The sequence below is a fragment of the Nitrosomonas sp. Is24 genome, assembly GCF_033063335.1.
Classification (GTDB): Bacteria; Pseudomonadota; Gammaproteobacteria; order Burkholderiales; family Nitrosomonadaceae; genus Nitrosomonas.
This window is the reverse complement of sequence record NZ_JAWJZG010000001.1, coordinates 1,740,094-1,765,745: the sequence shown is the minus strand read 5'-3', so window position 1 is coordinate 1,765,745 and position 25,652 is coordinate 1,740,094. Positions and strand designations below refer to the sequence as shown.

Annotated in this window: 23 protein-coding genes; 14 read left to right on the top strand and 9 right to left on the bottom strand. The window is 50.9% G+C overall.

The features are described from left to right. The first annotated feature begins 30 nt into the window (after positions 1–30). The 5 genes from R2103_RS08020 to R2103_RS08000 all read left to right on the top strand — a co-directional run bounded on the left by R2103_RS08020 (position 31) and on the right by R2103_RS08000 (position 5,629). A complete protein-coding gene (locus R2103_RS08020) occupies positions 31–2,541 on the top strand; it encodes an ABC transporter permease (RefSeq protein ID WP_317530944.1) in 2,511 nt (836 codons plus the stop codon). 4 nt (positions 2,542–2,545) lie between these two features. After that, a complete protein-coding gene (gene hemW, locus R2103_RS08015; RefSeq protein ID WP_317530943.1) occupies positions 2,546–3,739 on the top strand; it encodes a radical SAM family heme chaperone HemW in 1,194 nt (397 codons plus the stop codon). A gap of 44 nt (positions 3,740–3,783) precedes the next feature. Further along, positions 3,784–4,587: a formate/nitrite transporter family protein gene (locus R2103_RS08010; protein ID WP_317530942.1), complete on the top strand. Its 804-nt coding sequence runs from the start codon at positions 3,784–3,786 to the stop codon at positions 4,585–4,587. A 65-nt stretch (positions 4,588–4,652) separates the two neighbouring features. Then, positions 4,653–5,162, top strand: a complete 510-nt coding sequence (locus tag R2103_RS08005; RefSeq protein ID WP_317530941.1) for a hypothetical protein — start codon at positions 4,653–4,655, stop codon at positions 5,160–5,162. A 56-nt stretch (positions 5,163–5,218) separates the two neighbouring features. After that, positions 5,219–5,629: a hemerythrin domain-containing protein gene (locus tag R2103_RS08000; protein ID WP_411172613.1), complete on the top strand. Its 411-nt coding sequence runs from the start codon at positions 5,219–5,221 to the stop codon at positions 5,627–5,629. 110 nt (positions 5,630–5,739) lie between these two features. Here the strand turns inward: R2103_RS08000 and R2103_RS07995 are convergent, their stop codons facing one another. From R2103_RS07995 to R2103_RS07980, 4 genes are all read right to left on the bottom strand, one after another. Next, complete coding sequence (locus tag R2103_RS07995; RefSeq protein ID WP_317530940.1) at positions 5,740–6,408, bottom strand: FxDxF family PEP-CTERM protein; 669 nt, start codon at positions 6,406–6,408, stop codon at positions 5,740–5,742. A gap of 335 nt (positions 6,409–6,743) precedes the next feature. Then, positions 6,744–7,205: a BLUF domain-containing protein gene (locus R2103_RS07990; RefSeq protein WP_317530939.1), complete on the bottom strand. Its 462-nt coding sequence runs from the start codon at positions 7,203–7,205 to the stop codon at positions 6,744–6,746. Between the two features lie 32 nt (positions 7,206–7,237). After that, complete coding sequence (locus R2103_RS07985; protein WP_317530938.1) at positions 7,238–8,908, bottom strand: bifunctional diguanylate cyclase/phosphodiesterase; 1,671 nt, start codon at positions 8,906–8,908, stop codon at positions 7,238–7,240. A 345-nt stretch (positions 8,909–9,253) separates the two neighbouring features. Next, positions 9,254–10,519, bottom strand: a complete 1,266-nt coding sequence (locus R2103_RS07980; RefSeq protein ID WP_317530937.1) for an esterase/lipase family protein — start codon at positions 10,517–10,519, stop codon at positions 9,254–9,256. Between the two features lie 662 nt (positions 10,520–11,181). Here R2103_RS07980 and R2103_RS07975 point away from each other — a divergent pair. Beyond that, a protein-coding gene (locus R2103_RS07975) for an IS5 family transposase (RefSeq protein ID WP_317530936.1) occupies positions 11,182–11,945 on the top strand; the annotation gives its coding sequence in 2 pieces (ribosomal slippage) (positions 11,182–11,497 and positions 11,497–11,945; 765 coding nt in all). Positions 11,946–12,007: 62 nt separating this feature from the next. Further along, positions 12,008–12,304, top strand: coding sequence for a DUF1840 domain-containing protein (locus tag R2103_RS07970; RefSeq protein WP_317530935.1), 297 nt, complete (start codon positions 12,008–12,010; stop codon positions 12,302–12,304). 121 nt (positions 12,305–12,425) lie between these two features. Here the strand turns inward: R2103_RS07970 and R2103_RS07965 are convergent, their stop codons facing one another. Beyond that, positions 12,426–12,938 (bottom strand): hypothetical protein, encoded by a 513-nt coding sequence (locus tag R2103_RS07965; RefSeq protein WP_317530934.1) that lies wholly within the window; start codon positions 12,936–12,938, stop codon positions 12,426–12,428. A 36-nt stretch (positions 12,939–12,974) separates the two neighbouring features. On the opposite strand from R2103_RS07965, the gene R2103_RS07960 reads away from it, so the two are divergent. Then, positions 12,975–14,204 (top strand): IS256 family transposase, encoded by a 1,230-nt coding sequence (locus R2103_RS07960; RefSeq protein ID WP_317530933.1) that lies wholly within the window; start codon positions 12,975–12,977, stop codon positions 14,202–14,204. On the opposite strand, the gene R2103_RS07955 is transcribed toward R2103_RS07960, so the two are convergent. The 3 genes from R2103_RS07955 to R2103_RS07945 form a co-directional block, all read right to left on the bottom strand. Next, the gene (locus R2103_RS07955; RefSeq protein ID WP_317530932.1) at positions 14,201–14,992 is read right to left on the bottom strand and encodes a serine/threonine-protein kinase; all 792 of its coding nucleotides are present in this window, start codon (positions 14,990–14,992) and stop codon (positions 14,201–14,203) included. The two genes, R2103_RS07960 and R2103_RS07955, sit on opposite strands and share 4 nt — an antisense overlap. 543 nt (positions 14,993–15,535) lie before the next feature. Continuing rightward, positions 15,536–17,047 (bottom strand): YifB family Mg chelatase-like AAA ATPase, encoded by a 1,512-nt coding sequence (locus R2103_RS07950; RefSeq protein ID WP_317530931.1) that lies wholly within the window; start codon positions 17,045–17,047, stop codon positions 15,536–15,538. A gap of 78 nt (positions 17,048–17,125) precedes the next feature. Then, positions 17,126–17,422, bottom strand: a complete 297-nt coding sequence (locus tag R2103_RS07945; RefSeq protein WP_132422958.1) for an accessory factor UbiK family protein — start codon at positions 17,420–17,422, stop codon at positions 17,126–17,128. Positions 17,423–17,663: 241 nt separating this feature from the next. Here R2103_RS07945 and R2103_RS07940 point away from each other — a divergent pair, with 241 nt between their 5' ends. The 5 genes from R2103_RS07940 to R2103_RS07920 all read left to right on the top strand — a co-directional run bounded on the left by R2103_RS07940 (position 17,664) and on the right by R2103_RS07920 (position 21,653). Next, positions 17,664–18,668, top strand: a complete 1,005-nt coding sequence (locus R2103_RS07940) for an aminoglycoside phosphotransferase family protein (protein ID WP_317530930.1) — start codon at positions 17,664–17,666, stop codon at positions 18,666–18,668. 19 nt (positions 18,669–18,687) lie between these two features. Further along, positions 18,688–19,404: an N-acetylmuramate alpha-1-phosphate uridylyltransferase MurU gene (gene murU / locus R2103_RS07935; RefSeq protein WP_317532073.1), complete on the top strand. Its 717-nt coding sequence runs from the start codon at positions 18,688–18,690 to the stop codon at positions 19,402–19,404. Positions 19,405–19,421: 17 nt separating this feature from the next. Continuing rightward, complete coding sequence (pepP, locus tag R2103_RS07930) at positions 19,422–20,729, top strand: Xaa-Pro aminopeptidase (protein WP_317530929.1); 1,308 nt, start codon at positions 19,422–19,424, stop codon at positions 20,727–20,729. Further along, a complete protein-coding gene (locus tag R2103_RS07925) occupies positions 20,726–21,091 on the top strand; it encodes a hypothetical protein (RefSeq protein WP_317530928.1) in 366 nt (121 codons plus the stop codon). The genes pepP and R2103_RS07925 overlap by 4 nt, the downstream gene beginning before the upstream one ends. Before the next feature lie 73 nt (positions 21,092–21,164). Continuing rightward, a complete protein-coding gene (locus R2103_RS07920; protein WP_317530927.1) occupies positions 21,165–21,653 on the top strand; it encodes a hypothetical protein in 489 nt (162 codons plus the stop codon). A 210-nt stretch (positions 21,654–21,863) separates the two neighbouring features. On the opposite strand, the gene R2103_RS07915 is transcribed toward R2103_RS07920, so the two are convergent. After that, positions 21,864–24,266 carry a penicillin acylase family protein gene (locus R2103_RS07915; RefSeq protein ID WP_317530926.1) on the bottom strand — a complete coding sequence of 801 codons (2,403 nt, stop codon included), beginning with the start codon at positions 24,264–24,266 and terminating at the stop codon, positions 21,864–21,866. A gap of 221 nt (positions 24,267–24,487) precedes the next feature. On the opposite strand from R2103_RS07915, the gene flhB reads away from it, so the two are divergent. Next, a complete protein-coding gene (gene flhB, locus R2103_RS07910) occupies positions 24,488–25,630 on the top strand; it encodes a flagellar biosynthesis protein FlhB (protein ID WP_317530925.1) in 1,143 nt (380 codons plus the stop codon). Positions 25,631–25,652: the final 22 nt, after the last annotated feature.

The window sequence follows — 25,652 nt, the reverse complement described above, 5'->3', positions numbered from 1 at the left end:
CTCTATTTCTTCATCAAGGCTCTCATTTTCATGAATCATTTTAAGCTGTCTTTGCGCATGCTGCATCGCGATTGGCGCGCGGGTGAGCTCAACGTTTTGCTGCTGGCTCTGATCATTGCCGTCAGTGGCATTGCCACGGTCGGGTTTTTTGCCGACCGGGTGGAATCGGCGCTGGCGCGTGAAAGCAATCAATTGCTGGGCGCGGATTTGCTGGTTATTTCGAGCCAGCCGCTACCCGAGCAATACGCCGGTGAAGCTCGGCGCCTTGGTTTGTCCGTTTCATCGCTGACCAAACTTGCCAGCATGCTCTCCCATGAGGACAGCAATCTTCTAACTGAGATTAAGTCGGTTACCGAAGGCTATCCGTTACGCGGACGTGTGCATTTGGCCAATCAGTCATCACAAGCCTCCGCGGCGCAAGCAGAAATTCGTGCAGCCGATGGAATTCCCCAGCCGGGCACCATCTGGGTCGATGAAAAAGCCATGACCCGGTTGGATCTTAAGATGGGCGATGTGGTCGATGTCGGCATTACCCAATTGACAGTCACCGAGCTGGTGGTGCGCGAACCGGATCATTCGGTAGGATTCATCAACATGGGGCCGCGCGCTATCATCAACGCCGCCGATCTGGAAAAAACCGGACTGATACAGGAAGGCAGCCGTGTTTCCTATCAATTGCTGATCGCGGGTGAGCCGCATGTGGTGCAGCAATTCCGTGATTGGGCAAAACCGCAACTGACTAAAGCGCAGAGACTCGAAGGCATACGCGATGCGCGTCCGGAAATTAAAGCCGCGCTGGAGCGCTCGGAAAAATTTCTTAGCCTGGCAGCGCTGGCCAGCGTGGTTTTGGCCGCCGCTGCAATTGCCTTGGCCGTGCGCCGTTTTACCCAGCGCCATCTGGATGGTTGCGCCGTGATGCGCAGTTTGGGCGCCAGCCAGCGTCAGCTGTTTTATCTGTATGTTTATTATTTCGTTGCCCTGGGAGTGATCGCCAGCAGCATTGGCTGTTTGCTCGGTTTCGCCGCGCAGCAAATTTTGACGCATTGGCTGACCGGCCTAGTCGAAACCGAATTACCGTGGCCGAACTGGCTGCCGGCGGTGCAAGGTCTGCTGGTGGGGATGGTTTTGCTGCTTGGGTTTGCCTTGCCGCCCGTGCTCAATTTACGCAGCGTTCCGGCATTGCGCGTACTGCGCCGGGATATCGGTTTATCCAATGCACACAGCATCGCGGGCTATTTACTGGGGCTGGCGGCGCTATCGCTGCTGTTTATTTGGAAAGCGCAAGACCTGAAACTGGGGCTTTATATCGTGACGGGATTTATCTCGGCCATCGCCATTTTTGGCGGTCTCGGCTGGTTGCTGATCCGCTTGCTGTCGAGCCTGCGGCATCAGGCCGGTGGCGCTTGGCGCTATGGCCTTGCCAGCATCCGCCGCCGTGCGGTTTCCAGTGTTTTGCAGGCAGTGGCATTGGGATTGGGGTTGATGGCCTTGCTGGTGCTGACGCTGATCCAGGATGACCTGATCGACGATTGGCACACCAGCTTGCCGCCGGACGCACCGAATCATTTTCTGGTGAATATCCAGGCGGATCAACTGCAACCGTTGCAGGAATTTTTCCAGCAGCATGAACTGGAACCGCCACGGATGTATCCGATGGTTCGCGGCCGCTTGATCAAAATTAATGGCAAGGAAGTATTCGCGGAGGATTATGCCGATGACTTGCATGCGGAGAGGCATATCCGGCGCGAATTCAATTTAACCTGGGCCGATGAACTGGGAACGGATAACGAAGTGGTGCAGGGTGCTTGGTGGGATCACGGTACACAGAAAGCGGAATTATCGATCGAAGAAGGCATCGCCAAAACCATTCGCGTCAAGCTGGGCGATGAACTGACCTACGATATCGCGGGTAGTCATTTTTCCGCCAAAATCACCAGCATGCGGAAAATCGATTGGGATACTTTCCGCGTCAACTTTTTTGTCGTTGTGCCGCCCGGTTTGCTGGAAAATTACCCGGCCAGTTACATCACCAGTTTCTATGTGCCGCCAACGGAAATTCATCGAGTGCATGAATTGGTTAAAGCGTTTCCGAACATTCTGGTGGTCGATGTAGCGACGGTGATCAATCAAGTTCAGCAGATGATCCAGCAGGTTTCGCAAGCGATTGAATTTGTCTTTGTGTTTACACTGCTGGCCGGCTTTGCTGTGCTGTACGCCGCGATAGCCGCAACGCAGGATGAGCGCATCTACGAAGCGGCTATTTTCCGGGCACTGGGCGCGCGGCGAGAGCAATTGTCACGCGCCTGGGCGGCGGAATTCGCGATTCTGGGCGGGTTATCTGGGTTGTTCGCCTCGGCGGGCGCCAGCGCATTAGGGTATGTGATCGGTAAGCATGTGCTGCATCTTAATTACACGTTTAATCCCTGGATCTGGGTGGTGGGCGTGTCCATCGGCGTGGCCGGTGTGTTAATCGCCGGTTTGCTGGGTACGCGCTCAGCGCTATCGAGTCCGCCGTTGTTGACCTTACGTAAGATCGGATAAATCGATGACCGGTTTGCCAGCTCCAAAACTTAAAGCGCTGCCGCCGCTGAGTCTGTATATCCATATTCCGTGGTGTCTGAAGAAATGCCCCTATTGCGATTTCAATTCGCACGAAATTCGCGGGCAGGACGATCAAACACCCGAAGACGAATATGTGGCGGCACTGCTGCGCGATCTTGAATTCGCCTTGGCCGATGTGTGGGGGCGGCGTCTGAGCAGCGTATTTTTCGGTGGCGGTACGCCCAGCTTGTTCAGCGCCCGGTCGATCGATACCATCTTGACGGCGGTGCGTACATTGCTGCCGCTGGAGCATTTCGCCGAAGTCACGCTGGAAGCCAATCCGGGCACGTTTGAAGCACAGAAATTCGCCGATTTTCGCGCGGCAGGCATTAACCGCTTGTCGATCGGCATTCAAAGCTTTAATCCGCGGCACCTGAAAGCACTGGGGCGGGTGCATGACGACCAAGAGGCGCATCGCGCCGTCGAGATTGCGCAAAAGAATTTCGACAATATCAATCTCGACCTGATGTATGCGCTACCCGGGCAAACCTTGCCAGAAGCGCAAAACGATATCGAAACGGCATGTGCTGCGGGTGTTACGCATATTTCCGCTTATCATCTGACGCTCGAACCGAATACGTTGTTTCATCGTTTTCCCCCTGCGCTTCCCGATGACGAGCAAGCAGCGGCGATGCAGGAAATGATTGAACAAGTTACGGCAAGCCAGCTGTACCGTAATTACGAAACTTCGGCGTTTGCGCGCGTCGGCAAAGAGTCGCGCCATAACATGAATTACTGGCAGTTCGGCGATTATCTGGGGATTGGCGCGGGCGCGCACAGCAAAATCAGTTTCGCCGATAAGATCGTGCGCCAAATGCGTTACAAGCAACCGAAAGAATATCTGGCCAAAGCGCAATCCGGTGAATCGTTGATTCACACACACCAGGAAGTGACTGCGGAAGACCGTGGCTTTGAATTCATGATGAATGCGCTGCGGCTCACCGGCGGATTTGATACGGCATTGTTCCAGGAGCGCACCGGTCTGCCGCTCAGCGCCGTGCGGCAACAGCTGGATGAAGCCGAACAACGCGGTTTGCTGGTGTACGATCATCTGCGCATCAAACCGACCATCTTGGGCAGACGATTCCTCAACGATTTGCTGCAAATCTTTCTGCCGGAAAAAAATTCCGCCGGATAATACGCTAAAATCGCAGCCTCGAATTTGTCATTGGAGAATGCGTCATGGCGTATGTAAAACCGGAAGAAATCGTCGAAAACATGCTGCAAGCCGGGGCGAAAAAAGCCAACCTGCCGGTCGGTCAGCTGTTACTGCGTGGTTTTTTGTCCGGTGCTTTCCTGGGTTACGCCACCACGCTGGCGATTCTGGCAGCGGCGCAAACGGGCTGGGGCATCGCCGGCGCTTTGGTGTTCCCGGTGGGTTTTGTCATGATCGTGCTGCTCGGACTGGAACTCGCCACCGGTAATTTCGCGCTGATCCCGATTGCCGTTAAAGACAAAAGAGCGCCGTTCAACCGCCTGCTCGTCAACTGGACTTGGGTGCTGACCGGCAACCTGATCGGCAGCGTCACCTACGCCTACTTATACTGCATCGTGGCCACTAAAATGGGCTCTATCGACCCGGCCACCATCCCGGCATTGCAACGCACCATCACCATCGCCGAGACCAAAACGCTCGAATACGCCAAACTCGGCTTCGACGGCACCATCGCCGCGTTTACCAGCGCAATGCTGTGCAACTGGATGGTGACTCTGGGCGCTGTCATGGCCTTCACCTCAACCGACACTATCGGCAAAATCGCCGCGATGTGGCTGCCGATCATGACGTTCTTTGGTTTGGGCTACGAACACGCCATCGTCAATATGTTCGTCATCCCCGCCGGTATGTGGCTTGGTGCGGATATCACCATCGCGGATTGGTGGCTGTGGAACGGATTGCCGGTGATTGCGGGAAATTTATTCGGCGGGATGCTATTTACCGGATTTATGTTGTATTGGAGTTATCGTGCAACAAATCATCAGAATTAGTATTTACTCTTATATTCAGCCGGGTGTGAAACCATTTTCTCGGTTCTATGGTGGAGATTTAGATAATGACGCATGATAATTATGCAAAGCTACTCGGTAAATTAGTAGGAAGCTTTCAATCGCTCGAATTTATGCTGCGTCTTTTTTTGCAAAATTTACCAACAGCACGACCAATTGGTATTCCTCAAGGAACAGATATCTATTCTTTCCTGGTTGGAGAACATTTGCCTGAAAGTGAATTGACGAGTCACGACTCGTTAGGCGATCTGATCAAAAAATATAATGAGGAAGTGAGTGAACAAGACTTAGGGCAAATTGATGAAACTCTTGTTTATGTTAGAAATGCACTCGCACATGGAAGAATTTCTGCGAATGAAACTAACGATACCTTACGACTTATTATGTTTAGTCGACCTAAAGAAAAGCGAGTAACAGTGTTATTTAATGAGAAAATGACCGAAGCTTGGTTTGTTGATCAATATCAAAGAGTTGATGCGGCTACAAAGCTTGTTGCGAATGCAATATTAGTAATTTGCTCCTCTGTTAAGATTTCACAGACAAATGAAACGCCATGATTTTGGTCAGCTAATGCAACAAATGGCATTTTATCTAATAATCTCTCTTAATTAACATGCCCCGAACTGGCCCTTTACTCTCATTATCTCGTGAACACCATTCGTCCTTGGTGTTAGCGCGTGCTATCCGTCAAGCAGCGGAGAGCGGGGATAGTGCGGTTCTTCCAGCGATGATGCAGCGCATCGAAGAACATTGGCGAATCGTATTGTGTGAGCATTTCGCTCGAGAAGAACAATTGCTGCGTTTGGCGGCGGATGCGGTGGATACTGAATCCGCTGCACGTGTTTTGGCTGAGCACGCGGAATTGCGCGGGCTGGCTTGCGGGCCTTGTGAATTGGATTTGCCTGCGCGAGTGCAGCGGTTCGGCGAATTATTGGCTGCGCATGTCCGCTATGAGGAGCGTGTGCTGTTTCCGCAATTGCAATCGCATCCGAGCATCGATTCCGCAGCTGCGGAGTCAATTTAGGGCATGTCAAGCGGGACGGGAAGAATCGAGTGTTTTCCGGAATTTCGTCCGGTTAGAAAAACAAATCCCGCTACGCGAGCGGGATTTGTGAGCAATGCAGTGAAATGCGACTATGCGTTTGCTTTTTTGCGGCGTGCTGCGAAACCCAACAATCCAAGACCTGCTAACAGCATGGCATAAGTTTCGGGTTCGGGAACCGGTGCGATACCGGCGACACCGACTGTAAATCCGTGCCAGCCTTCGGAGACATGGGTAAACGTGATGGAATCAAAAGAACCCGGCAGTCTGATCACGCCATGAACTTCACCGGAACCGAAGAATCCCGTGCTTGTTCCGTTCAGAATAGGTGTGCCGGAACCCCAGTATCCGGGACCGAAACTGTCGATCACGATAGGCACGCCAAAATCCACGGTATTGCCATTCCAGCTGACTAATCCGATGTACGGATCGACAACGGTTTGTGAAAACGTGATCGTGACAGTACCACCTGTACTGAGTGCAACGATATCGGAAGCGGGCGGTGCGTTATCGACGGTGCCGTTGGTATACGCCGATCCGGTCCAAAAATTCGTTCCTGCACCGGTTGTTACGAAAGAATGCGCACCGGTAGCGGAGTAACCGACGCCGACCGTGGTAGATCCGACCAACAGATCGCCGGATGCTGAAAACGAATCGGTTGAGGTGGTCCAATCCGTCCAGGATACGGTTACCGCCAATGCGGATGTAGAGAAGAAAGCTGTAATGAGAGATCCGGCTGCGAGTTGTATGATGCGTTTCATGATGTTCACCTTGTGTCTGAGTGAGTAAAAATAAATCCAATTGCTGCCAACAATATATTCAACACTAAGGCGTTATGCTAACCGGTAAGACGGTTTAATGCTGTAGTCAGATGTTCCTTAATTTTTTAGGACGGTTGCCCTGGTTATGGGGTACACGATGCGTAAAATTTAGCCAGTCGAGCATTGGAACGGGGATCTGCGGTTACCGGAAATTGCGGCGAACATAAGGCGGATTGGAATGGCGAAGCGGTTTGCTGGCGGTACCGGAACCCGGAAAGTTTTCCCGGTGGGATGAAGATTTGCTGTAAAGCAATCGATAAGCGGTTTTGTCCGGGTTAAGCAATTTTCTCCAGGTCGCTGCCGGCTTTTTCAGCCGCGTATAAATGCACATGCAGCAGATCGTATATGCGTTCCCCGCTGAGTTGTTTCACATCGAACCCGGTTGCCAGCTGGATTTGCGTGAATTCCTTGCTGGCCAGCGTATCGTAGCCGATGTAGCCCATCGACCATTGCGAAAAACGGCGCGCGTCTACCGGCTCGAAATCAAGAACGACTACATCGCCATGGCGCGGATCGCACTGAATGCGCTCGAAAGTTTCCTGAATATCATCGTGTACACCTTCGAGCACCTGAGCAAAGCATTCCCGGTTGAACATGAGCGCGCCGGTAATACCGGATGCCGTATTGCGTTGCCGGGAAATCGCCAGTATCTGTTCGATTTCCTTATGAACATTTTCATTGCTGCCGGGAATCGTGTTGCGACTTAAATAAATGAGCCGGTATAGATTTTGTGTCATGGTTGCTTCCTCACTGCGATGGCCATCGTAAACTATGATATGAGCGCTTGAATTTGTTCAGCCGGGACCGGTTTGCTGATTAAATAGCCTTGAATTTCCATGCAACCATTGTGTGCCAGATATTCGAACTGCTCTTCTGTTTCAACGCCTTCGGCCAGGGTTTTTATTCCCAGCGCGCTACCGAGCGTGATTACCGCCTTAATCAGGGTGCGTGACTTGTCAATTTGCATACGGTGAACAAACGATTGATCAATTTTGATTTTTGAAAACGGAAAACTGCTCAAATAATTGAGTGAAGAATATCCTGTGCCAAAATCATCCATCGCGACGGATACGCCCAGCGCCTGTATTTCCCTCAGTTGCTCCAAGGCGTTTGCTACATTTTTGATCAGCAAACCCTCGGTAATTTCCAATTCCAGGCGTTGCGGTGTAAGGCCGCTGGTTGAAAGCGCCGCTTGGACGATTTGTTTCAGGTTGCCGTTTTCAAACTGCATGGGTGAGACGTTGACGGCAACCTTGATGTCTTCCGGCCAGGTTGTTGCTTCCCGGCAAGCCGTTTGCAGCACCCACTTGCCGATTTCGTTAATTTCACCTGTTTCCTCCGCCAACGGAATGAACCGGACCGGCGATATGATTCCTGCGCCCGGTTTTTCCCAACGAATCAGTGCTTCAAACCCAACTATTTTTCGATCCTGCATGCGGACTTGCGCTTGATAAAATAACGTGAATTCCTGCAGAAAGAGCGCGCGCCGCAAGCCAACTTCAAGATCATGCTGTTCGCCCGCATTTTTTTGCAGGGATTGCTCATACAAGCGATAGCTCCCGCGCGCATTGTGTTTGGCATCATGCAGCGCCAGTTCGGCCTGTTTGATCAGATCGCCGCTTGATCCGGTATTCTGATGCAAAATCGCCAGCCCGATGCTGGCACTGATATTGGCTTGTTGGCCATTGATCAAAAAAGGGCGTTTGAGCAGCCCGATGATGCGCTCCGCCATTGCGGTAGCGGCTACGGGTTGATTTTGATTGATTTGCAGCACGACGAATTGATCGCCCGCAAAATGCGCCACGAGATCATCCGAGCGAACGATGCGTAACAACCGCTGTGCGGCAAATTTCAATAATTGATCGCCAGCATCGTGCCCCAGCGTTTCATTGATCCGCTTGAAGCGATCCAGGCCGATCATGATCATGGCCAGCGAAGCAGCGCCGGATTCATCCGGTTTCCAGTTTGCGATGCATTCATTGAGCATGCCGCGATTGGCCAATGGTACGGCGCTATGATTCTGTGCCTGATGGTTGATTCCGGATTGCGAAAAATTGCTGGAAGACAAACTCTCAACCATGATCAGCCGCTGTTCCTCGTTGAATGCGATGATATGCACATGAAGCGTTTTGTTATCGATGGTGGAAACCAGTTTGATCGTTTTTGTATGCCGCCTGGCAACGGCTTGCCGGAGTGAATCAGGTGCTGACGCATTGATGGCAGCGGTCAAATCAAACCATGTTTTATCTGCAACATCCGGTGGCAGGGCAAGTAGATTTAGAAAAGCCGGATTGGCCGATATGATTTTTCCTGCTGTATCAACCCAAGCGAATCCGCAAGACGAATCGATAGCCGTAAAATCCATTGCACTATGCTGCGATTGAAGATTGTTAATCTTGAGCTCCCCAATGGCTGAATGATGCAGGGAATTATAAATCATTCCAATTCCAAACCGGGATGGCGAATGACGATGCGATTTATATGATAGCGATTAAAGCAAATAGCGCGTGTGACTTGTGCTGGCACAGCCGCCGATTAAAGGCATGTTGCGGGATTAATGAAACAGCCGGATGTTCGAGAGTATCTTGGATTGCACGCACCATGATGACACGGAGATGCCGCGAGAGGATCCTGACATCAAAGCCCGCTCAGCGGGTTTGATGCTTCGGAATGATTGGTGATTCAGAGCTGCTTTCACGGTTCCGATGGCAATTCACCGGATTGGCCTTTCAGGGTCTTATGGCTTTTACCATCGTAACCATGATTCGGCTATTTGCATTGCTATCTATTGTAAATTTCTCAAGATTTCTGCTCCTACATCAATATCGGTTGTTTCGCAGGTGTGTGTCTGTCCTACGCTCCCGACAATAGGCACCTTGATTTTGTTGCCGCATTCCCGGAATGGAATGTCAATTTTGGTTGACTTCAGTTCAAGAGGAAGATCCCCGGTTACCGCGATAAGATTCTGGGAAGTATCGGTTACGATCCCGTCTCCCTCTTTGAAATCCACTAAGCCGGTTAAAGTAGGCTGTCCCGTTCCAATGATTGAAACATAGGATACATTGGCTGGAAGGGGATGCGTAGCTAAGTCATTCAGCACATCCAAGGCTGAACTGCTGGGCTGTAGATCTTTGATTGAAACACTGTTTGAGTCGATATGGTAAGGTAGGAGATCGCAAATGCCGACTTTATCGAAAATGTCGAAAATATCGAAGTTAACGTGACATGTCTCGGCCCAAAAGCTCCCTTGATGTGGAGTTCCTATCGTAATGAGTCTCGCAACATCATCCCGGTACGGAATTGCCGTTGATGAATCGAACACGCGAGCCAATCCTTGCAGATATTCTCTAGCAGCAAGACCACCTGTGCTATGGCCGATCAGAAGGACCTTTGTGGCTCCGGGGTTTGCCTCTAAAACTGCTTGAATGATTGCTGCTAATTCTCCTCCCTGAACATCAAGGGGTAATTCCTGATTGTCAGAGAAATTTAAGGTGTAGAAGTTACCGGCACTCCCTGTACAGCTCATGGAATCCGCTGGGCAGCTGATAGCAACAGTTTTGGCGGCTGGGTTGAAAGTAGGGATCCCGCCAAATGTCCAACCAGCATTGCTAACGAGATAATCTCGATAAGTTGCCCATGTGTCCGCAGAAGAAGCGATACCATGAACAAAGATAACAGGATACGGCTTTTCTCCACACCCGGATTCTTTCAGCAATAGGGATAAATCCCCCATATCCCGCGGCGTGGCATCGTCTGGTCCTTGATAGTAGACATGATTGTCTGTAGAGGAAACAGCTACATACGCATTGGTGCCGGGGTAATAACGATAGATATAGGGTGACGAGAATTGCACGCCTGATACCGGTGGTGAAAACAGATTGGGATAGAAAGTTTGCGCCCAGTTCATCATGCACACTATGCCGGGCGGTGTTGCGGTATCCGCTTTCACTGCTGAATCGTCAGCCGATGCGGTATTGCAAAACGTTATGAGAATTAACAATCCAAGTACGTGTGCTAGCAAGGAGTTGTTTTTACGTTGTTGGTTATCCATAGTATTTTTCCAAAGTAAAGAAGCAAGGCGGCTACTGATGAAAATTATCCATACTGAATAACCAGACCTCGAAACGAGGCTGTTATCACATCAAAAGCTTTGAAAATACTATAAAGATGAATCTAATTGCGGTCGGTACGGAAACGCACATAAAACTCGGGTTTGTGAAAATCAGAGTGTGGGAATGCTGACGGCAACGGGCCTGGCCGCCGCAATGGACAAGCGAATTACTTCAATCGAGATATAAGGTGTGTGTGCCACCGTACAGAACTGATGATATTTCACGGAGATAATCAAATTTACTACTAATAATCCATTCGATTGAAATTAAAAAGGAGATCGCGATGCTTAAAGCCGATTATTTTAGCCGTATCACAAAAGGTGCCGGTTCGCTGCGGAGTATTCCCGCCCTGAGAAATCGGCAAGAAGGCAAAATGGGTTACATACTATTGTGGCTTCTAGGCATTCCCCTACCCATCCTGTTTCTCGTCTTTCTGTTGCGGGGTTGCGACTAGTCCGGTAAATCAGGAAAGAAGATCTTGCAAATGACGCTTCCAACCGATGATGTGGTTTTTCTTGTCCCGGTATTGAATGATCGCTCAGCGGAAATTATGCCGGTTGCGGTATTAGGGCCTGTTAACGCTATTTGATATAATTTGGTGATGGAAATCACCGAAACTCAATATCAACAGATCGAGCACTGCCTGCCGCGTCAGCGTGGCAACGTCAGCCATTCCAATCTGCAAGTTCTCAATGCCATTCTTTACGTTGCCGAGCATGGCTGCAAGTGGCGAGGATTGCCCAAGCGATTCGGCAACTGGCATACCATCTATACCCGCATGAATCGCTGGGCAAAGAGTGGTGTACTGAGCCATGTATTTGGGCAACTTCAGCATCAGCAAATCATCCGTATCCGTATTGAAACTGTTTCGCTGGACAGCACCAGCATCAAAGTCCATCCCGACGGTACGGGTGCGTTAAAAAAAACGGCCCCCAATCCATCGGAAAATCTCGAGGTGGATGGACCACCAAAATTCATCTGGTTGCCGCAGATTCCAGAACAACCATAAGCTTTGCCCTCTCGCCCGGTCACGCCCACGATGCGCCAGAGGGCAGGCAGCTTTTGCTTTCCCTCGGTCCCGTCAATACGCCCACCTACCTGCTGATGGATCGTGCTTATGAGGGCGACCAAACCCGGCAACTGGCACTAGATTTGGGTTACATCCCGGTTGTTCCGCCCAAAGCAAATCGCTTGTCACCCTGGGAATACAACCGTGCCATGTACAAAAAACGCAACGAGATCGAACGATTGTTCAGAAGGCTCAAGGGATTTCGCCGCATCTTCTCCAGGTTCGATAAGCTCGATGTCGTCTTCATCTCCTTTATCCACTTCGCTCTCATCGTCGAAGCAATCAGATTGTGTTAACAGGCCCTAGTAGCGCAGAATGGGTAGGGTTGCGAACTTTTGATGCACTCGAGGAGAATGATATGCTCGTAACATTTACAACCGATGCTTATGCCGACATAACGATGTTTGGCGACGTTGCGCTTGCTTTGCTTAAAATGATGGGACACAGCAAGACGGTACCCGGCGCTATTTTGGCCGCGGATGTTCCTATGGCGTTGGATCGATTAAAAGCCGCAATAAACGCGGATAAATCTTCTCCGCCTGCTGAGAAAGAGAGCGAAGATGAACCGATGGTGAGCATGGCCGATAGAGCGCTGCCGCTGATTGATTTACTGACTGCGGCAGCCGAGGCTGAGTGTAACGTAATGTGGAAATAGTTCTGTATCAAGAGAAAGAACTTCATCAGTATTTTCGTTAGCCTTATCCATCACCGATACTTGGATGACTGCTTGGGTAATGCCGTTATTTTTTCCCAATACTAAATCTTGAGCGAGTTATTTACGCGAAGACGGCGTTCTTCGCTTCTTTCTCGTGCCTCAACTTTTCCAGGCACTCGTTATGTTTTCGCTTTTCCTCTTGCTCCAAGTTATTTTTGAGAACTTGGGTCGCTCGCGGAAGCCACTGTTTAAAATAATCAACGGCATTCTGGGCATTGTGCTCTCGGCAACTTACTGAGACTTTGTTATCGGAAAATATGAATCTCTCTGGCCCCATGCCCATCACCGAAGTGTAATTTCCCATATTTTGTAAAGCAGAAACCCATGCATCAGTAACCGGTCTATCTAATGTTAGGAATAGCTGATTGTTATCCCACTCCGCCGCAACCAAGCGCGGTGGCTCAAATGCTAACGGATCATCAATTGTTCCTTCTGGGACAACAGTATTGGTGATTTTGCTGATTCTTTGTAGTGCTATAGCTTCGGCTTTATGTTTTTGAATCAATCCTTTTATTACTGCTATAGTCGAAGGGCGTTCTGATGGGGGTGTAAATAATTTTGTGTAAATGGTCATATTGCAGGAAACTGCTTATATATTTTTGGAGTAAAAATGACCACACCCAACCCCCTGCCGGCCGGCTTAATTGATAGCCTGCTGGCCGATTACAAAAAGCCAGAAGATTTAATCGGTGAGCATGGTCTTCTCAAGCAACTCACCAAAGCGTTGGTTGAACGTGCCTTGCAAGCAGAAATGGCCGATCATCTTGGTCACGATAAGCACGAAACGGTAGTCAATGCCACTGGCAATACCAGAAATGGTAAAAGCCGTAAGACCCTGAAAGGTGAATTCGGTGAGTTACCCATCGAGATCCCCCGTGACCGTGAGGGCAGCTTCGAGCCTCTGATCATTTCCAAGCATCAGACCCGCTGGGCGGGCTTTGATGACAAGATCCTCTCGCTGTATGCCCGTGGCATGACAGTGCGTGAAATCCAACAGCACCTCACTGAAATGTATGGCGCCGAAGTATCGCCTACGCTCATTTCTACGGTCACTGATGGCGTAATGGATGAAGTGAAGCAGTGGCAATCCCGGCCTCTCGATGCGGTGTATCCTGTGATCTATCTCGATTGTATCCATACCAAAGTTCGTGACGCTGGTAGCGTTCGTACCAAAGCGATTTACCTGGCGATCGGCATTAACATGGAGGGCCATAAAGAAATACTGGGCTTATGGATTGCTCAGACCGAGGGTGCCAAGTTCTGGCTCAGCGTTGTCACTGAACTCAAAAATCGTGGCGTGCAAGATATCTTTATCGCCTGTGTCGATGGCTTAAAGGGCTTTCCCGAAGCGATTGAAACCGTCTATCCACATGCCATTGTACAACTCTGTATCGTGCACATGGTTCGTAACAGTCTCAACTACGTCAGCTGGAATAAACGCAAGGAAGTAGCTGCTGATCTACGTTTGGTCTATAGCGCCGCCACGATTGATGAGGCTGAGCACGCGTTAGCCGGCTTTGAAGATAAATGGAACAATGCTTATCCACCGATCGCCCGATCTTGGCGCAATAACTGGCAACGCATCATTCCATTCTTCGACTACCCGACTGAGATACGGCGCATTATTTACACCACCAATGCGATTGAGTCAGTCAATATGAGCCTACGCAAAGTCAGCAAAAACCGTGGATCGTTTCCCAACGATGAAGCCGTGATCAAATTGTTTTATTTGGCTCTCAGCAATATCGCCAAAAAATGGTCTATGCCACTAAGAGATTGGAAACCGGCACTAAACAGGTTTACTATTCAATTTAACGAAAGAATGCCTCGGCATTATTAACCACCGTTTACACAAAATCTAGGACACCCCCGTTCTGATTGATTTTGCCGCAACATCGCATCAATGATTTGATCTAAATATGAATATTCTGGGGCGATACTTTCAACTCGACGGAATTCCGTACCATGTGGCACTGAGCCAGTAAATAATTCGTTCAGCATAAGGCCTAGTGCATAGATATCCGCTGGCACACCAACAACTCCTCCCTTCATGCGTTGTTCTGGTGCGGCATATTGGAAGTTGGCTAAGCGCTGATTTGCCTTAGTCTCTACTAACGTGAGAAGTAATTCATCTGTGAAATCGGCTACTCCAAAGTCTGCAACAGCCAGGTTATTATTTTTCTTATCATAAAGGATATTCTCAGGCTTTAAATCACGATGTACCACGCCGTTAAGGTGCGCGGCTTCAACACCATCCAAGAGTTGGATAAAGTATTCAAATGCGGTTTCAGGGTTAATGCCGTTACCAATTAAATCTCGGAGACTACTCGAGTATCGTGGCAATACATAGAAAGGTTGAAGCGAACCGCTTCCTTCTTTTTTGTACACACCGTGATCCAGCACATTGACTATATTCTTGTGCTTAACGCGAAATAAAAAGCTTATCTCGTTTTTAAATCTCTTACGTTTATCTCCAGAAGCTCTATCGGAGGCCAATATCTTAATAGCGATATCCCCGTCATCCGGGTCATTTCCTCCATAAACTATCCCTGCACCACCTTCACCTAATATATCTGTGGCGGTGTATGTCCCAAAAGTAGTATCAAAGTGAATTGGTTTTTTCAACACTATAAGCCTACCTCTATCCTTTTATAAAGCCCAACTAAAATTAGATGCCCAAATTGACGTAATCTGTTGCGCCACCAATGAAATCAATCTGATATAGCCTATCATAACAAACTTGTTCAGTTCCATAAGCTGGATAGCGTGATGCTATTGACGCATAATCCATTTGATTCTTTCCAGAACCCGCAAAACCGTTTCCTCAGCACCCCGATATTCGACCGCATAAACCCGCTGCCTTCCTAACCAAACTACACGCGGGGATTGAGGCCGATACCGGTTTCGTAAATGAAGAAGTGTTCTAATTGTGTATCGGTCAGATTCAAGGCACGGCAGTCGAGCCATAGCAGGTAGGTGCCATTGGTCGGGGTGAGTTTGATTTCCGGTAAATGTTTGGTGAGATACGATTCGACGGCATCACGCGTATCGCGTAGGTAGAACCGCAGTGCTTCCAGTTACCCGTACCGCTAGTGTCAGATTCAGAATGTGAAATCAAAGACCAATATCAGGTTTTCTGATCGGGTTTTAAATGATGATGCAAAGCGAAGCCTATTGCTTATCCAACCGGCGATACTGAATCGCTTCCGCAATATGCTGATTATTAATTTTTTCGGTACTTCCTAAATCTGCAATCGTTCGCGCAACCTTCAGAATGCGGTGATACGCACGCGCGGATAGGTTCAAACGGCTGATCGCTTGTTTCAGCAGATTCTCGCTGGCGTCGTCGAGTGCGCAGAATCGGTCGATTTCCTTAACACTCAAGCGGCTGTTGGTTTTGCTTTGCCGGTTAAGCTGCAGTTGGTGGGCTTTTTCAACGCGCTGGCAGATCGTGTTGCTCTTCTCGCCTGTTGTTTGCTGTTTCATCAATTCTTGTTGCGGCACAGCCGGTACTTCGATTTGCATGTCGATGCGGTCGAGTAATGGGCCGGAGATTCGTCCGCGGTAGCGGGCGATTTGGTCAGGGGTGCAGTGGCATTTGCCAGAGGGGTGACCTAAGTAGCCACAAGGGCAGGGGTTCATCGCGCCGATCAGCTGAAATTGCGCGGGAAATTCGGCTTGCCGGGCGGCGCGGGAGATGGTGATTTTTCCGGATTCGAGCGGTTCGCGCAGGACTTCCAGGACTTTGCGGTCGAATTCGGCCAATTCGTCCAAGAATAGTACGCCGTGCATCGCCAGCGAAATTTCCCCGGGGCGCGGGTAGCTGCCGCCGCCGACCAGAGCAATGCCGGAAGCGGTGTGGTGCGGGGAGCGGAAGGGGCGTTTTTTCCAGTTATCGATATTGAAGCTACCCTGGCTTAATGATTGGATTGCGGCGGATTCCAGCGCTTCCGCTTCGGTCATGGGCGGCAGAATGCCGGGGAAGCGCGCCGCGAGCATCGATTTTCCGGTCCCGGGCGGGCCGATCATCAGCAGGCTGTGGCCACCTGCGGCGGCAATTTCCAGCGCGCGTTTGGCGTGCGTTTGTCCTTTGACTTCATCCAGATCGGGATAAACTGAGCTACTGGAATCTATGTCATTTGCCGCGGGATTCTGGTAAACCGGCAAGGATTCGCGCCCGCTCAGGTGCGCGCAGATTTGCAGCAGCGACTTCGCGGCGTAAATCGTGGCTTTGTTGACGAGTGCCGCTTCGGCGGCGTTTTGTTGCGGTAAAACAAAACTCCGGCCGGATTGCGATGCGTTGTAGGTCATCGCCAGCGCGCCGTGGATTGGCCGCAGTTCACCGGTCAGCGCGAGTTCTCCGGCCCATTCGTATTGATCCAGCTTGTCGCCGGGAATCTGCCCCGTTGCCGCGAGTATTCCCAAGGCGATGGGCAAATCAAAGCGGCCGCTTTCTTTCGGCAGATCGGCGGGAGCCAGATTCACGGTGATGCGTTGCGCGGGGATTTTGAATTGTGCGTTTTGCAATGCCGCGCGGACGCGGTCTTTGCTTTCTTTGACTTCGGTATCGGGGAGCCCGACGATGGTGAAGCTGGGCAAACCGTTGGCGATGTGTGTTTCCACCGTCACCAACGGTGCTTGAATACCTGCCAGCGCCCGACTATACAGAACAGCGAGAGACATAGGCGAGTCGCTATCCTAGAGGCGCAAGTATGGCCTGGAGCAGGTCTGAACGAAGCCAGGAGTGATAATCTGCTTAAATTACCCTTCGGTTTGTATTTGATCCGGCGTCACATTTCTTTCTGCGGATGCGGGGGTGGATTGATTAAAGCGTGCTTCCAGTTCAGCGACCCTGGCTTCGAGAAGGATTAATTTCTCCCGGGTGCGTTGCAGAACTTCCTGTTGAATATCAAATTCATCGCGTGTAACGAGATCAAGCCGTGAAAATGCGCCCGATAACAGGACACGGATATTCTTTTCGATATCTTTGGCGGGGCTGTTTTGCAATATTTCGCTGACTTTGGTATTGATTTCGTCGATTACATTTTTGTTAAGCATTGATGTTCTCCTTGTTGATGACTTACCAGTTGATCAGCTGATTGGGATGGCTACGTGATAAAATCCAAAACACTTTTTACTTTACGAAAACGGATTATCCACTGTTATTGAATTGGGTTCCAGTTTAAACAAACTGTTAACAATCGCCGGTTATTGTGCCATGTTGCCGCTGACCGGTGAATAGATGAATACACTCAATTAATGCTTTGTTTTGATATCGGTAAATTATCCGGATACATCAATGGAACGTAAACAATTACTTGAACGTTGGCTGCAAGATCAATTTCCCGCGCAGCCGTTCACTTTGCAGCCTGCCTCCGCGGATGCCAGCTTCCGCCGTTATTTTCGCGCATCGTTGGGCGACCAGACATTTATCGTCATGGATGCGCCGCCAGAGCAGGAAGACTGCACGCCATTTTTGCGCGTAGCGGAAATTCTGGCAGCTACCGGTGTACATGTGCCGAAAATACTGGCGCAAAATTTGGATCTGGGGTTTTTGCTGCTGTCTGATCTGGGCAATACGACATTTTTGCAGGCGTTGAATCACCAGCCCGGTGATGCCAGTCAGCTGTACGGCGAAGCGATGGATGCGCTGATCAGCATGCAATTGTCACATCAGGTGGAGAATTTACCGGCTTACGATGAAGCGCTGCTGCAACGGGAACTGGATTTGTTTCCGGATTGGTATATCGCAAAGCATTTGCAAGTGGATTTAGCGGAACAGCAACAAGCCGTTTTGCGCGCTGTTTTTTCCCGGATTTTGCAGAATAATCTCGCGCAACCCAGAGTATTGGTGCATCGCGACTATCACTCGCGTAATCTGATGGTGACATCCCCGAATCCGGGCGTCATCGACTTCCAGGATGCCGTTTTTGGCCCGATCACCTACGATCTGGTGTCGCTATTCAAAGATGCGTATATCCGTTGGGACGAGGAGCGTATTCTGGATTGGACCATCCGCTATTGGGAAAAAGCGCGCAAGGCCGGGTTGCCAGTCGCCGCCGATTTCGCGGAGTTTTACCGGGATTTTGAATGGATGGGCGTGCAGCGTCATCTCAAGGTGCTGGGTATTTTTGCTCGCCTGAATTACCGCGATGGAAAAGCAAACTATCTAAACGATATGCCGCTGGTGATGGAATATCTGCGCAAAGCATGCGAACGGTATCGCGAACTGGCTCCGCTGCTGAATTTACTGGATGAATTGCATCCGGTTGAATCAGGTCAGAAAGTTGGTTATACCTTCTAAATCCATTCCCTATAAAGCGATGATTCTCGCGGCCGGGCGCGGCGAGCGCATGCGCCCGCTGACCGATGCGGTGCCGAAGCCTTTATTGAAAGCAGGCGGCCATGCATTGATCGAGTATCAATTGCACAATCTGGCACGCGCGGGTTTTACCGATGTCGTCATCAATCATGCCTATCTGGGTGAAATGATAGAAAATGCATTGGGTTGCGGTGAACGCTATGGTGTTACTATCCGCTATTCGCCCGAGAAAGTGGTGCTGGAAACCGCTGGCGGAATTGCTAATGCTTTGCCATTGTTGACGGATGAATCCGGTAGTTTGCCGTTTCTTGTCGTCAATGCGGATATTTTTTGCGGCATGGATTACGCGGCGCTGCTGCCGGTTTTGCATGCGATGCAAACGGACATAAACCGGCGTCTTGTTCATCTGGTGCTGATTGACAATCCACCGCATCATGCCGATGGTGATTTTGCGTTGCAGGGCGATCAAGTACAGCTGAGCGGTAATCCTAAGCTGACGTTCAGCGGCATCGGTATCTATCAAGCACAGCTTTTCAGCGGCATTCAATCGGGTTTGCCGGTAAAACTGGCGCCACTGCTGCGGCAGGCCATGACAGAAGGAAAAGTCAGCGGTGAATATTTTTCCGGGCAGTGGGTCGATGTCGGAACACCGCAGCGGCTTGAATGGCTGGACAAACAACTCCAATCGCGCGCAGAATCAACAGCAAGATCGGTTTAAGGACATCAAACTCGTTTATGACACATTTTCAACATTTCATCGCCCGCCGCCAGCTTCTGGCCAGCACAATGCAATCCGGCATCGCAGTCATTCCGACAGCGCCGGAACGGTTGCGTAACCGGGATGCGCATTATCCATTCCGGTTCGACAGCTATTTCTATTATTTGACCGGCTTCCGCGAACCCGAAGCGGTATTGGTCCTTGTTGCCGCGACTGATAAAACGCCGTCGAAGCATATTTTGTTCTGCCGCCAGAAAGATCAAGAGCGCGAGATCTGGGATGGCTTTCGTTATGGCCCCGAGGCCGCCAAAACAGTATTCGGTTTTGACGAAGCGCACCCGATCGATCAGCTGGATGAATTTCTGCCCAAGTTATTAGCCGATCAACCGGCGGTTTATACCGCATTGGGATTGGATGCGGCGTGGGATCAACGCGTTATCGGCTGGTTAAACCGGGTGCGTGAGTTAGCGCGCACGGGCGTTGCCGTACCGGCGGAAATTCATGATAGCCGCGCGCTCCTGGATGAAATGCGCCTGATCAAAGGCACCGATGAATTGCAGATCATGCAGCGTGCCGCGGATATTTCGGCGCAAGCGCATCAGCGCGCGATGCAGACGGTGCGTCCGGGTATGCGCGAATTCGAGGTCGAAGCGGAATTGCTTTATACGTTTTACCGGCACGGGTCGCAAGCACCAGCTTACACCTCAATTGTTGCAGGCGGCGCCAATGCATGCGTGTTACATTATGTGCAGAACGATGCCGAGCTGAAATCAGGCGATTTATTACTGATCGACGCCGGGTGCGAGTTGGATGGCTACGCGTCGGATATCACTCGCACATTTCCAGTGAATGGTAAATTTACTGCCGCGCAACGCGATGTCTATCAACTGGTGCTGGCTGCGCAAGCCGCCGCAATAGCGCAAGTGCAGCCGGAAAAGCGCTGGAATGATCCGCATCAGGCGGCATTGCAGGTATTGGCGCAGGGTTTTATCGATCTGGGGTTGTGCCAAGGCAGTGTCGATGCGGTGCTGGAATCGGAAGATTACAAACGTTTCTACATGCACAGAACCGGGCATTGGCTGGGCATGGATGTGCACGATGCCGGTGAGTACAAGCAGAAGGGTGAATGGCGTGCATTGCAGCCCGGCATGGTGCTGACCGTTGAGCCGGGGTGTTACATTCGCCCGGCGGATAATGTGCCGGAACATTTCTGGAATATCGGTATCCGCATCGAAGACGATGTCGTGGTTACCCCATCGGGTCATGAGATTTTGACGCTGGCGGCGCCCAAAACAATTGCCGAAATAGAGGAGTTGATGCAATGAGCGACGAAGAAAGGAAAATTATTATCAGCAGAGTTTCCGAGTACCGCCAGGACGAATCGGGCGAATATCAACGCGTGCCGGTTTCTCCGGTGAATCGCTGGTTGACCTATGCGATACTCATTCCCGTTGTGGCGATCATGATCGTACTCGGCATTTTCTTTTTTGCCGCTTTTCTTGCGCTGCTGGCGGTGGCCATTTTAGTGGTGGGAACACGCTTCTGGTGGCTGCGCAGGAAGTACGAAAACGCCATGCAGCATCCCGGCGATGCCAACCGGCAAGCGGAAACCGATCAGACCGTGATCATCGAAGACGCGCAGATCATTGAAGAAACGGAAGCCCGCAACGAGCAAAAGAAACACTAGATGGAGTTATCAGTCAACACTTAAAATCAAGTAATCTGCTACATAATAATTTTACTGATGGGTCAATTCTCGAATGATTAAACAGAATGCATTTATGCAGAATCCGCCTTCCTTGCAACAAAAAGAAAACGGTTTGTCAGTTGAGGATCTACCTTTCCGGGTGATTCGTGTTACCAGTTTGGACGATCTGAGCCGTGTGGCCCAAATCCGACAGCAAGCATATGGCAGGCATTTGCCGCAATTTGCGCAGTCGCTGGTATTGCCTGAACCGGCCGACTTTGAAGCGAATACTCTGGTTTTGCTGGCGATTTCCAAGCAGGATAATGCTCCACTGGCGACGATGCGCATCCATACCAATTGCAATGGGCCGTTACCGTTGGAGCAAGCGGTTAATCTGCCTGTTGAAATACGTTCCGCCGCGTTAGCCGAGGCTGTGCGTTTCAGTGTTCTAAATAGCCACTGCGGGGGGGGGGGGGAGCTTAGCTCGCGATGCCTTATTCAAAGCATTCTACCTTATATGTCTTGCCAGAAAAGTCGATTGGATGGTGATTTGCGCGCGTAGACCGTTGCATAAGCTATATCTCAGCTTGTTATTCAGCGATATTTCACCTGATAATAAACCTATTCCTTTACCCTATGCTAGCAACATACCTCACCGTGTACTCAAATTACGGGTTTCTGATGCCAATTCGCTTTGGCGCGAAACAGAACATCCGTTGTACAGATTCTTTTTTCATACTTACCATCCTGATTTAGAAATATCTGAGAATCTCTAATCAGTGACTCTGCCGTTAAAATTTGGAACAAGTTTCATCTGTCTTTCAGCAACACCCGGAAGAAACGCCGCCGGTTTTCCGCTAACCCAATTGGCGTGTCCGCTGCCGTAATACGGCGACAACGGGTGTCCGCTTTGTCCGCCGGGCATATCAAAATACCCTTGCTCTTCCTGCCCCGGTGCAACCACCGAGCGTTGCGATGCGCCGAAGTTGGGCGATTGCACGCGTGGCATGTTGTGATCGCCGGGCAACGGATCGTGCGGCATATCCAGCCATTGCGCAATCCATGCGGGCAGTTTCTGGCTGAGCGGATGTTTGATTTGTGCCGCGTTCTGCATTCCCCAGTTTCGTCCGTCAATACCGCCATCCTGCTGCAATTGCGCCGCAATCGTTTGCGCGCAGCGGTAGAGCAATTCATCCCAAGTTTTATACGGTGCCGGAAGCAGATGCTGCGGCTGGTGCTCGATCAGTTGCCAGAGAATCGATTCGGTCTGACTCAGCCTGGGCAATTCAAAATTTTCATGATGCTGCCGCACCAGTGCGGCGAACCCGTTCAGCACAATTTTCATGACTTCATAGCGGTACGCGCGCACGATGCGGTATGCGACGGAGTCCACGGCAGCTTGTTCATTCCAACCGGCCAGTGCGGCTTTCATTAGCGGAATCCATGAAGCTGCGTCGTTTGCCGTGTCGAGCGTAGCTTGCAACAGTTGATGCCAGCGTGTGAGTAACAACGCACGATAATCCAACTGAATGGCTTGCAAGTCATCGATGGTAAACTGTTCGCGCGCCAATAAGCTCTCTCGGATTTGCGTGGCGCGCGCGCCCAGATCGAAACCGCCATTGCCCAGCAATGTGAGCTGATCGCCCGAAACGGTGCGGGAATTGGCCGACCATAATCGCTGCGAAGCGGGGTTGTGAAGCGCCGGATAGTGTCCAGGATCGAGCCAGCCATGCCAACCGGTATCAGGCTGCGACCAATCTGCGGGTATTTGCCCGTCATAATTGCCGGAACGGGCGGGAATGCGGCCCGCGAGCGTCCAACTGATATTGCCGTCGCGATCTCCAACGATGAAGTTTTGTACCGGAATGCCAAATCGTTGCGCAATTTCTGCAGCCTGTGCGGCGGTTTTGACTTGTTCCAGTTGGATCAGATTGAGATTGACCGCTTCCGGCTTCAACGCAGTCCATGCCAGCGCCAGCGGGGTTTTATCATGATCTTCCGCAATGACCGGCCCCCATTCGGCTTCGGAAATTGTCAGTACTTCATCCGGGGCGTTGCGGATGCGGATAGTTTCTTCGGCGATTCGTAACGGTTGCCAGCCGGCCGCGCCAAGATAACGTGTGTTATCGCGGTCATCGATTGTGATGCGCACCCAATCGGAAAAATCGCCGTGGCTATTGGTGAAGCTCCATGCAATGTGCCGGTTCGATCCGGTTACGATCGAAGGCACGCCGGGCAGGCTGATGCCGGTGATGTCGTGCTGCTGACCCGAAGTGGTGGTATCGGGATAAATCAGCCGGGAGCGAAACCACAGATTCGGTACCCGTAACGTCAAATGCATGTCGTTGGCGACGATTGCGGCACCATCGGCTAACGCGCCGGAAACCGCGAAACTGTTACTGCCCGGGGATTGTTCCGTGTCCGGACGGCCATCCTTGAATAAATGTTTGTCCAGCGCTTGCAGGTTAATATCGGTTACCGGCGGGAGTTGTGCCCGGACAACCGGCGCATCCAGCAGCGGCGCATCCCAATCTCCGGCATTCTGCGTCAGAAATTGATAGACCGAGGCTGGTAGTGCTGCGCGCAACCGTGATAACGCCAGCTCCCGGTCGATGTTTTCTTCGTTCAAGGTGAAAAACATCGCATAAATGACCAAGATACTGTCCTCGTTGCGCCAAGCGACGGGCTGGTTTTGTGTCAGCAAGTAAGGAAACGGGCGCACCGCCAAAGCGGCGAGTCCCTGATTCACGCCGGTCCGGTAGGCATCCAGCACTTGCCGCTGTTCTCCGGAAAACTGATTCAACACCTCGGTTGCGCGTGCGCGCATGCGGAATAACCGTGCTTTACGGTCATGTGGCGCTGCACCGGAGCCGAATAGTTCGGCCAATTCACCTGCCGCCTGGCGGCGCATCAAATCCATCTCGAAGAAACGTTCCTGCGCATGCACAAAACCCAGCGCCTGCGCCAGATCCAGCCGGTTTTCACCCTGCAAGGTGACACTGCCCAAAGCATCCCGGTCGATGAATACCGCGCTGGCCAAGCCGGGTAATGCCGTTTCGCCGTCATACTGCGGCAAGCTGCCACGCAATAATAAAGCCACTGCAAGCATCGATAAGCAGACGATTAGCAGGCTTGTTATCAGGAAGGGACGGATAAAACGTAACGTAGACTGCATAAGGAAATGAAAGTAATTAGATCGTTAAGTGAGTACCGATACGGGACATACATCAAGGGTGCAATATCATGCGTGAATTATTATCTAATCTATTGATACTAATAATTATTCGTTGTTGTTTTCAATGTTTCGATAATAAAGGGGATGATTCCTTCTTTATTCCCGCTATTGAATCCCAGTGTTCGCAATGATAATTCATTTACAGATAATTGGAGCTTGTCATGGCTGAAGATAGTGATTTAGAACGTACCGAGGAGGCGACGCCGAAGCGCATAGAGAAAGCGCGGGAGGAAGGTCAGGTTGCGCGTTCTCTGGAACTGACTACATTTACTGTATTGCTGGCATCCTCTGCCGGGATATTGTTCATGGGCAGCGGCATGATGGACAAGTTGCTGAAGATCATGAAAGCAGGCATGCACGTAGAGCGTGAACTAGCGCATCAGCCTGACTTAATGCTCAATCGTTTTTACGAGCTTGCTTTTGAAGGTTTGATCGCGATTGCGCCTTTGTTGTTTTTACTTCTGGTCGTAGCCTTCTTCGCACCGATGTCATTGAGCGGCTGGATGTTCAGCACCAAGGCGTTGATGCCCAAATTTGACCGTATTGACCCCATTAAAGGTATCGGCCGGATTTTCTCCGTGCACAGCTTGGTCGAGCTGGTGAAAGCGATTCTTAAAACGATCGTGATCGGCAGTGTCGCCGCGCTGGTGATTTGGTACAACAAGGAATCCGTGATGATGTTGCTGGCGATGCCTGTCGATCTGGGCATCAGCCGTACGGGTGAATTCCTGACGATGAGTTTTCTGCTGATTGTAGGTGCGATGATCCTGGTGGTTGTGATCGATGTGCCTTACAAACTCTGGGAACATGCCAAGCAATTGCGCATGACCAAGGAAGAGATCCGCAAGGAATATAAGGAAAGTGAAGGCGATCCATTCATTAAAGCACGCATTCGCGGCTTGCAACGGGAAGCGGCACGCCGCCGTATGATGGCGGAAGTACCGAAAGCCGATGTGATTGTCACCAACCCGACGCACTACGCCGTGGCACTGCGCTATCACAGTAACAGCATGCGGGCGCCGAAAGTCATCGCCAAGGGTGTGCATTTACTGGCGGCACGTATCCGTGAAGTTGCCGAAGAACATCGTATTCCAATTCTGGAAGCTCCGCCGCTGGCGCGCGCTTTATATCACCACGCCGAATTGGAAAGCGAAATACCGGAAAAATTGTATACCGCGGTTGCCGAAGTGCTGGCTTATGTCTTCCAGCTGAAGCGCTATAACGAATACGGCGGAAAAGCACCGCAGCCGCCGGTGGATGTGCCGGTTCCGGCGGAATTGGATCCGGGACAGCAAGCAGTCTAGCGGGACGGGATAACGTTGAACC

What these genes read in the sequence shown, in the direction of transcription:
- R2103_RS08020 (WP_317530944.1), top strand. Translation starts at nt 31, where the DNA reads ATGAATCATTTTAAGCTGTCTTTGCGCATGCTGCATCGCGATTGGCGC.
- hemW (WP_317530943.1), top strand. Translation starts at nt 2,546, where the DNA reads ATGACCGGTTTGCCAGCTCCAAAACTTAAAGCGCTGCCGCCGCTGAGT.
- R2103_RS08010 (WP_317530942.1), top strand. Translation starts at nt 3,784, where the DNA reads ATGGCGTATGTAAAACCGGAAGAAATCGTCGAAAACATGCTGCAAGCC.
- R2103_RS08005 (WP_317530941.1), top strand. Translation starts at nt 4,653, where the DNA reads ATGACGCATGATAATTATGCAAAGCTACTCGGTAAATTAGTAGGAAGC.
- R2103_RS08000 (WP_411172613.1), top strand. Translation starts at nt 5,219, where the DNA reads ATGCCCCGAACTGGCCCTTTACTCTCATTATCTCGTGAACACCATTCG.
- R2103_RS07995 (WP_317530940.1), bottom strand. Translation starts at nt 6,408, where the DNA reads ATGAAACGCATCATACAACTCGCAGCCGGATCTCTCATTACAGCTTTC.
- R2103_RS07990 (WP_317530939.1), bottom strand. Translation starts at nt 7,205, where the DNA reads ATGACACAAAATCTATACCGGCTCATTTATTTAAGTCGCAACACGATT.
- R2103_RS07985 (WP_317530938.1), bottom strand. Translation starts at nt 8,908, where the DNA reads ATGATTTATAATTCCCTGCATCATTCAGCCATTGGGGAGCTCAAGATT.
- R2103_RS07980 (WP_317530937.1), bottom strand. Translation starts at nt 10,519, where the DNA reads ATGGATAACCAACAACGTAAAAACAACTCCTTGCTAGCACACGTACTT.
- R2103_RS07970 (WP_317530935.1), top strand. Translation starts at nt 12,008, where the DNA reads ATGCTCGTAACATTTACAACCGATGCTTATGCCGACATAACGATGTTT.
- R2103_RS07965 (WP_317530934.1), bottom strand. Translation starts at nt 12,938, where the DNA reads ATGACCATTTACACAAAATTATTTACACCCCCATCAGAACGCCCTTCG.
- R2103_RS07960 (WP_317530933.1), top strand. Translation starts at nt 12,975, where the DNA reads ATGACCACACCCAACCCCCTGCCGGCCGGCTTAATTGATAGCCTGCTG.
- R2103_RS07950 (WP_317530931.1), bottom strand. Translation starts at nt 17,047, where the DNA reads ATGTCTCTCGCTGTTCTGTATAGTCGGGCGCTGGCAGGTATTCAAGCA.
- R2103_RS07945 (WP_132422958.1), bottom strand. Translation starts at nt 17,422, where the DNA reads ATGCTTAACAAAAATGTAATCGACGAAATCAATACCAAAGTCAGCGAA.
- R2103_RS07940 (WP_317530930.1), top strand. Translation starts at nt 17,664, where the DNA reads ATGGAACGTAAACAATTACTTGAACGTTGGCTGCAAGATCAATTTCCC.
- murU (WP_317532073.1), top strand. Translation starts at nt 18,688, where the DNA reads ATGATTCTCGCGGCCGGGCGCGGCGAGCGCATGCGCCCGCTGACCGAT.
- pepP (WP_317530929.1), top strand. Translation starts at nt 19,422, where the DNA reads ATGACACATTTTCAACATTTCATCGCCCGCCGCCAGCTTCTGGCCAGC.
- R2103_RS07925 (WP_317530928.1), top strand. Translation starts at nt 20,726, where the DNA reads ATGAGCGACGAAGAAAGGAAAATTATTATCAGCAGAGTTTCCGAGTAC.
- R2103_RS07920 (WP_317530927.1), top strand. Translation starts at nt 21,165, where the DNA reads ATGATTAAACAGAATGCATTTATGCAGAATCCGCCTTCCTTGCAACAA.
- R2103_RS07915 (WP_317530926.1), bottom strand. Translation starts at nt 24,266, where the DNA reads ATGCAGTCTACGTTACGTTTTATCCGTCCCTTCCTGATAACAAGCCTG.
- flhB (WP_317530925.1), top strand. Translation starts at nt 24,488, where the DNA reads ATGGCTGAAGATAGTGATTTAGAACGTACCGAGGAGGCGACGCCGAAG.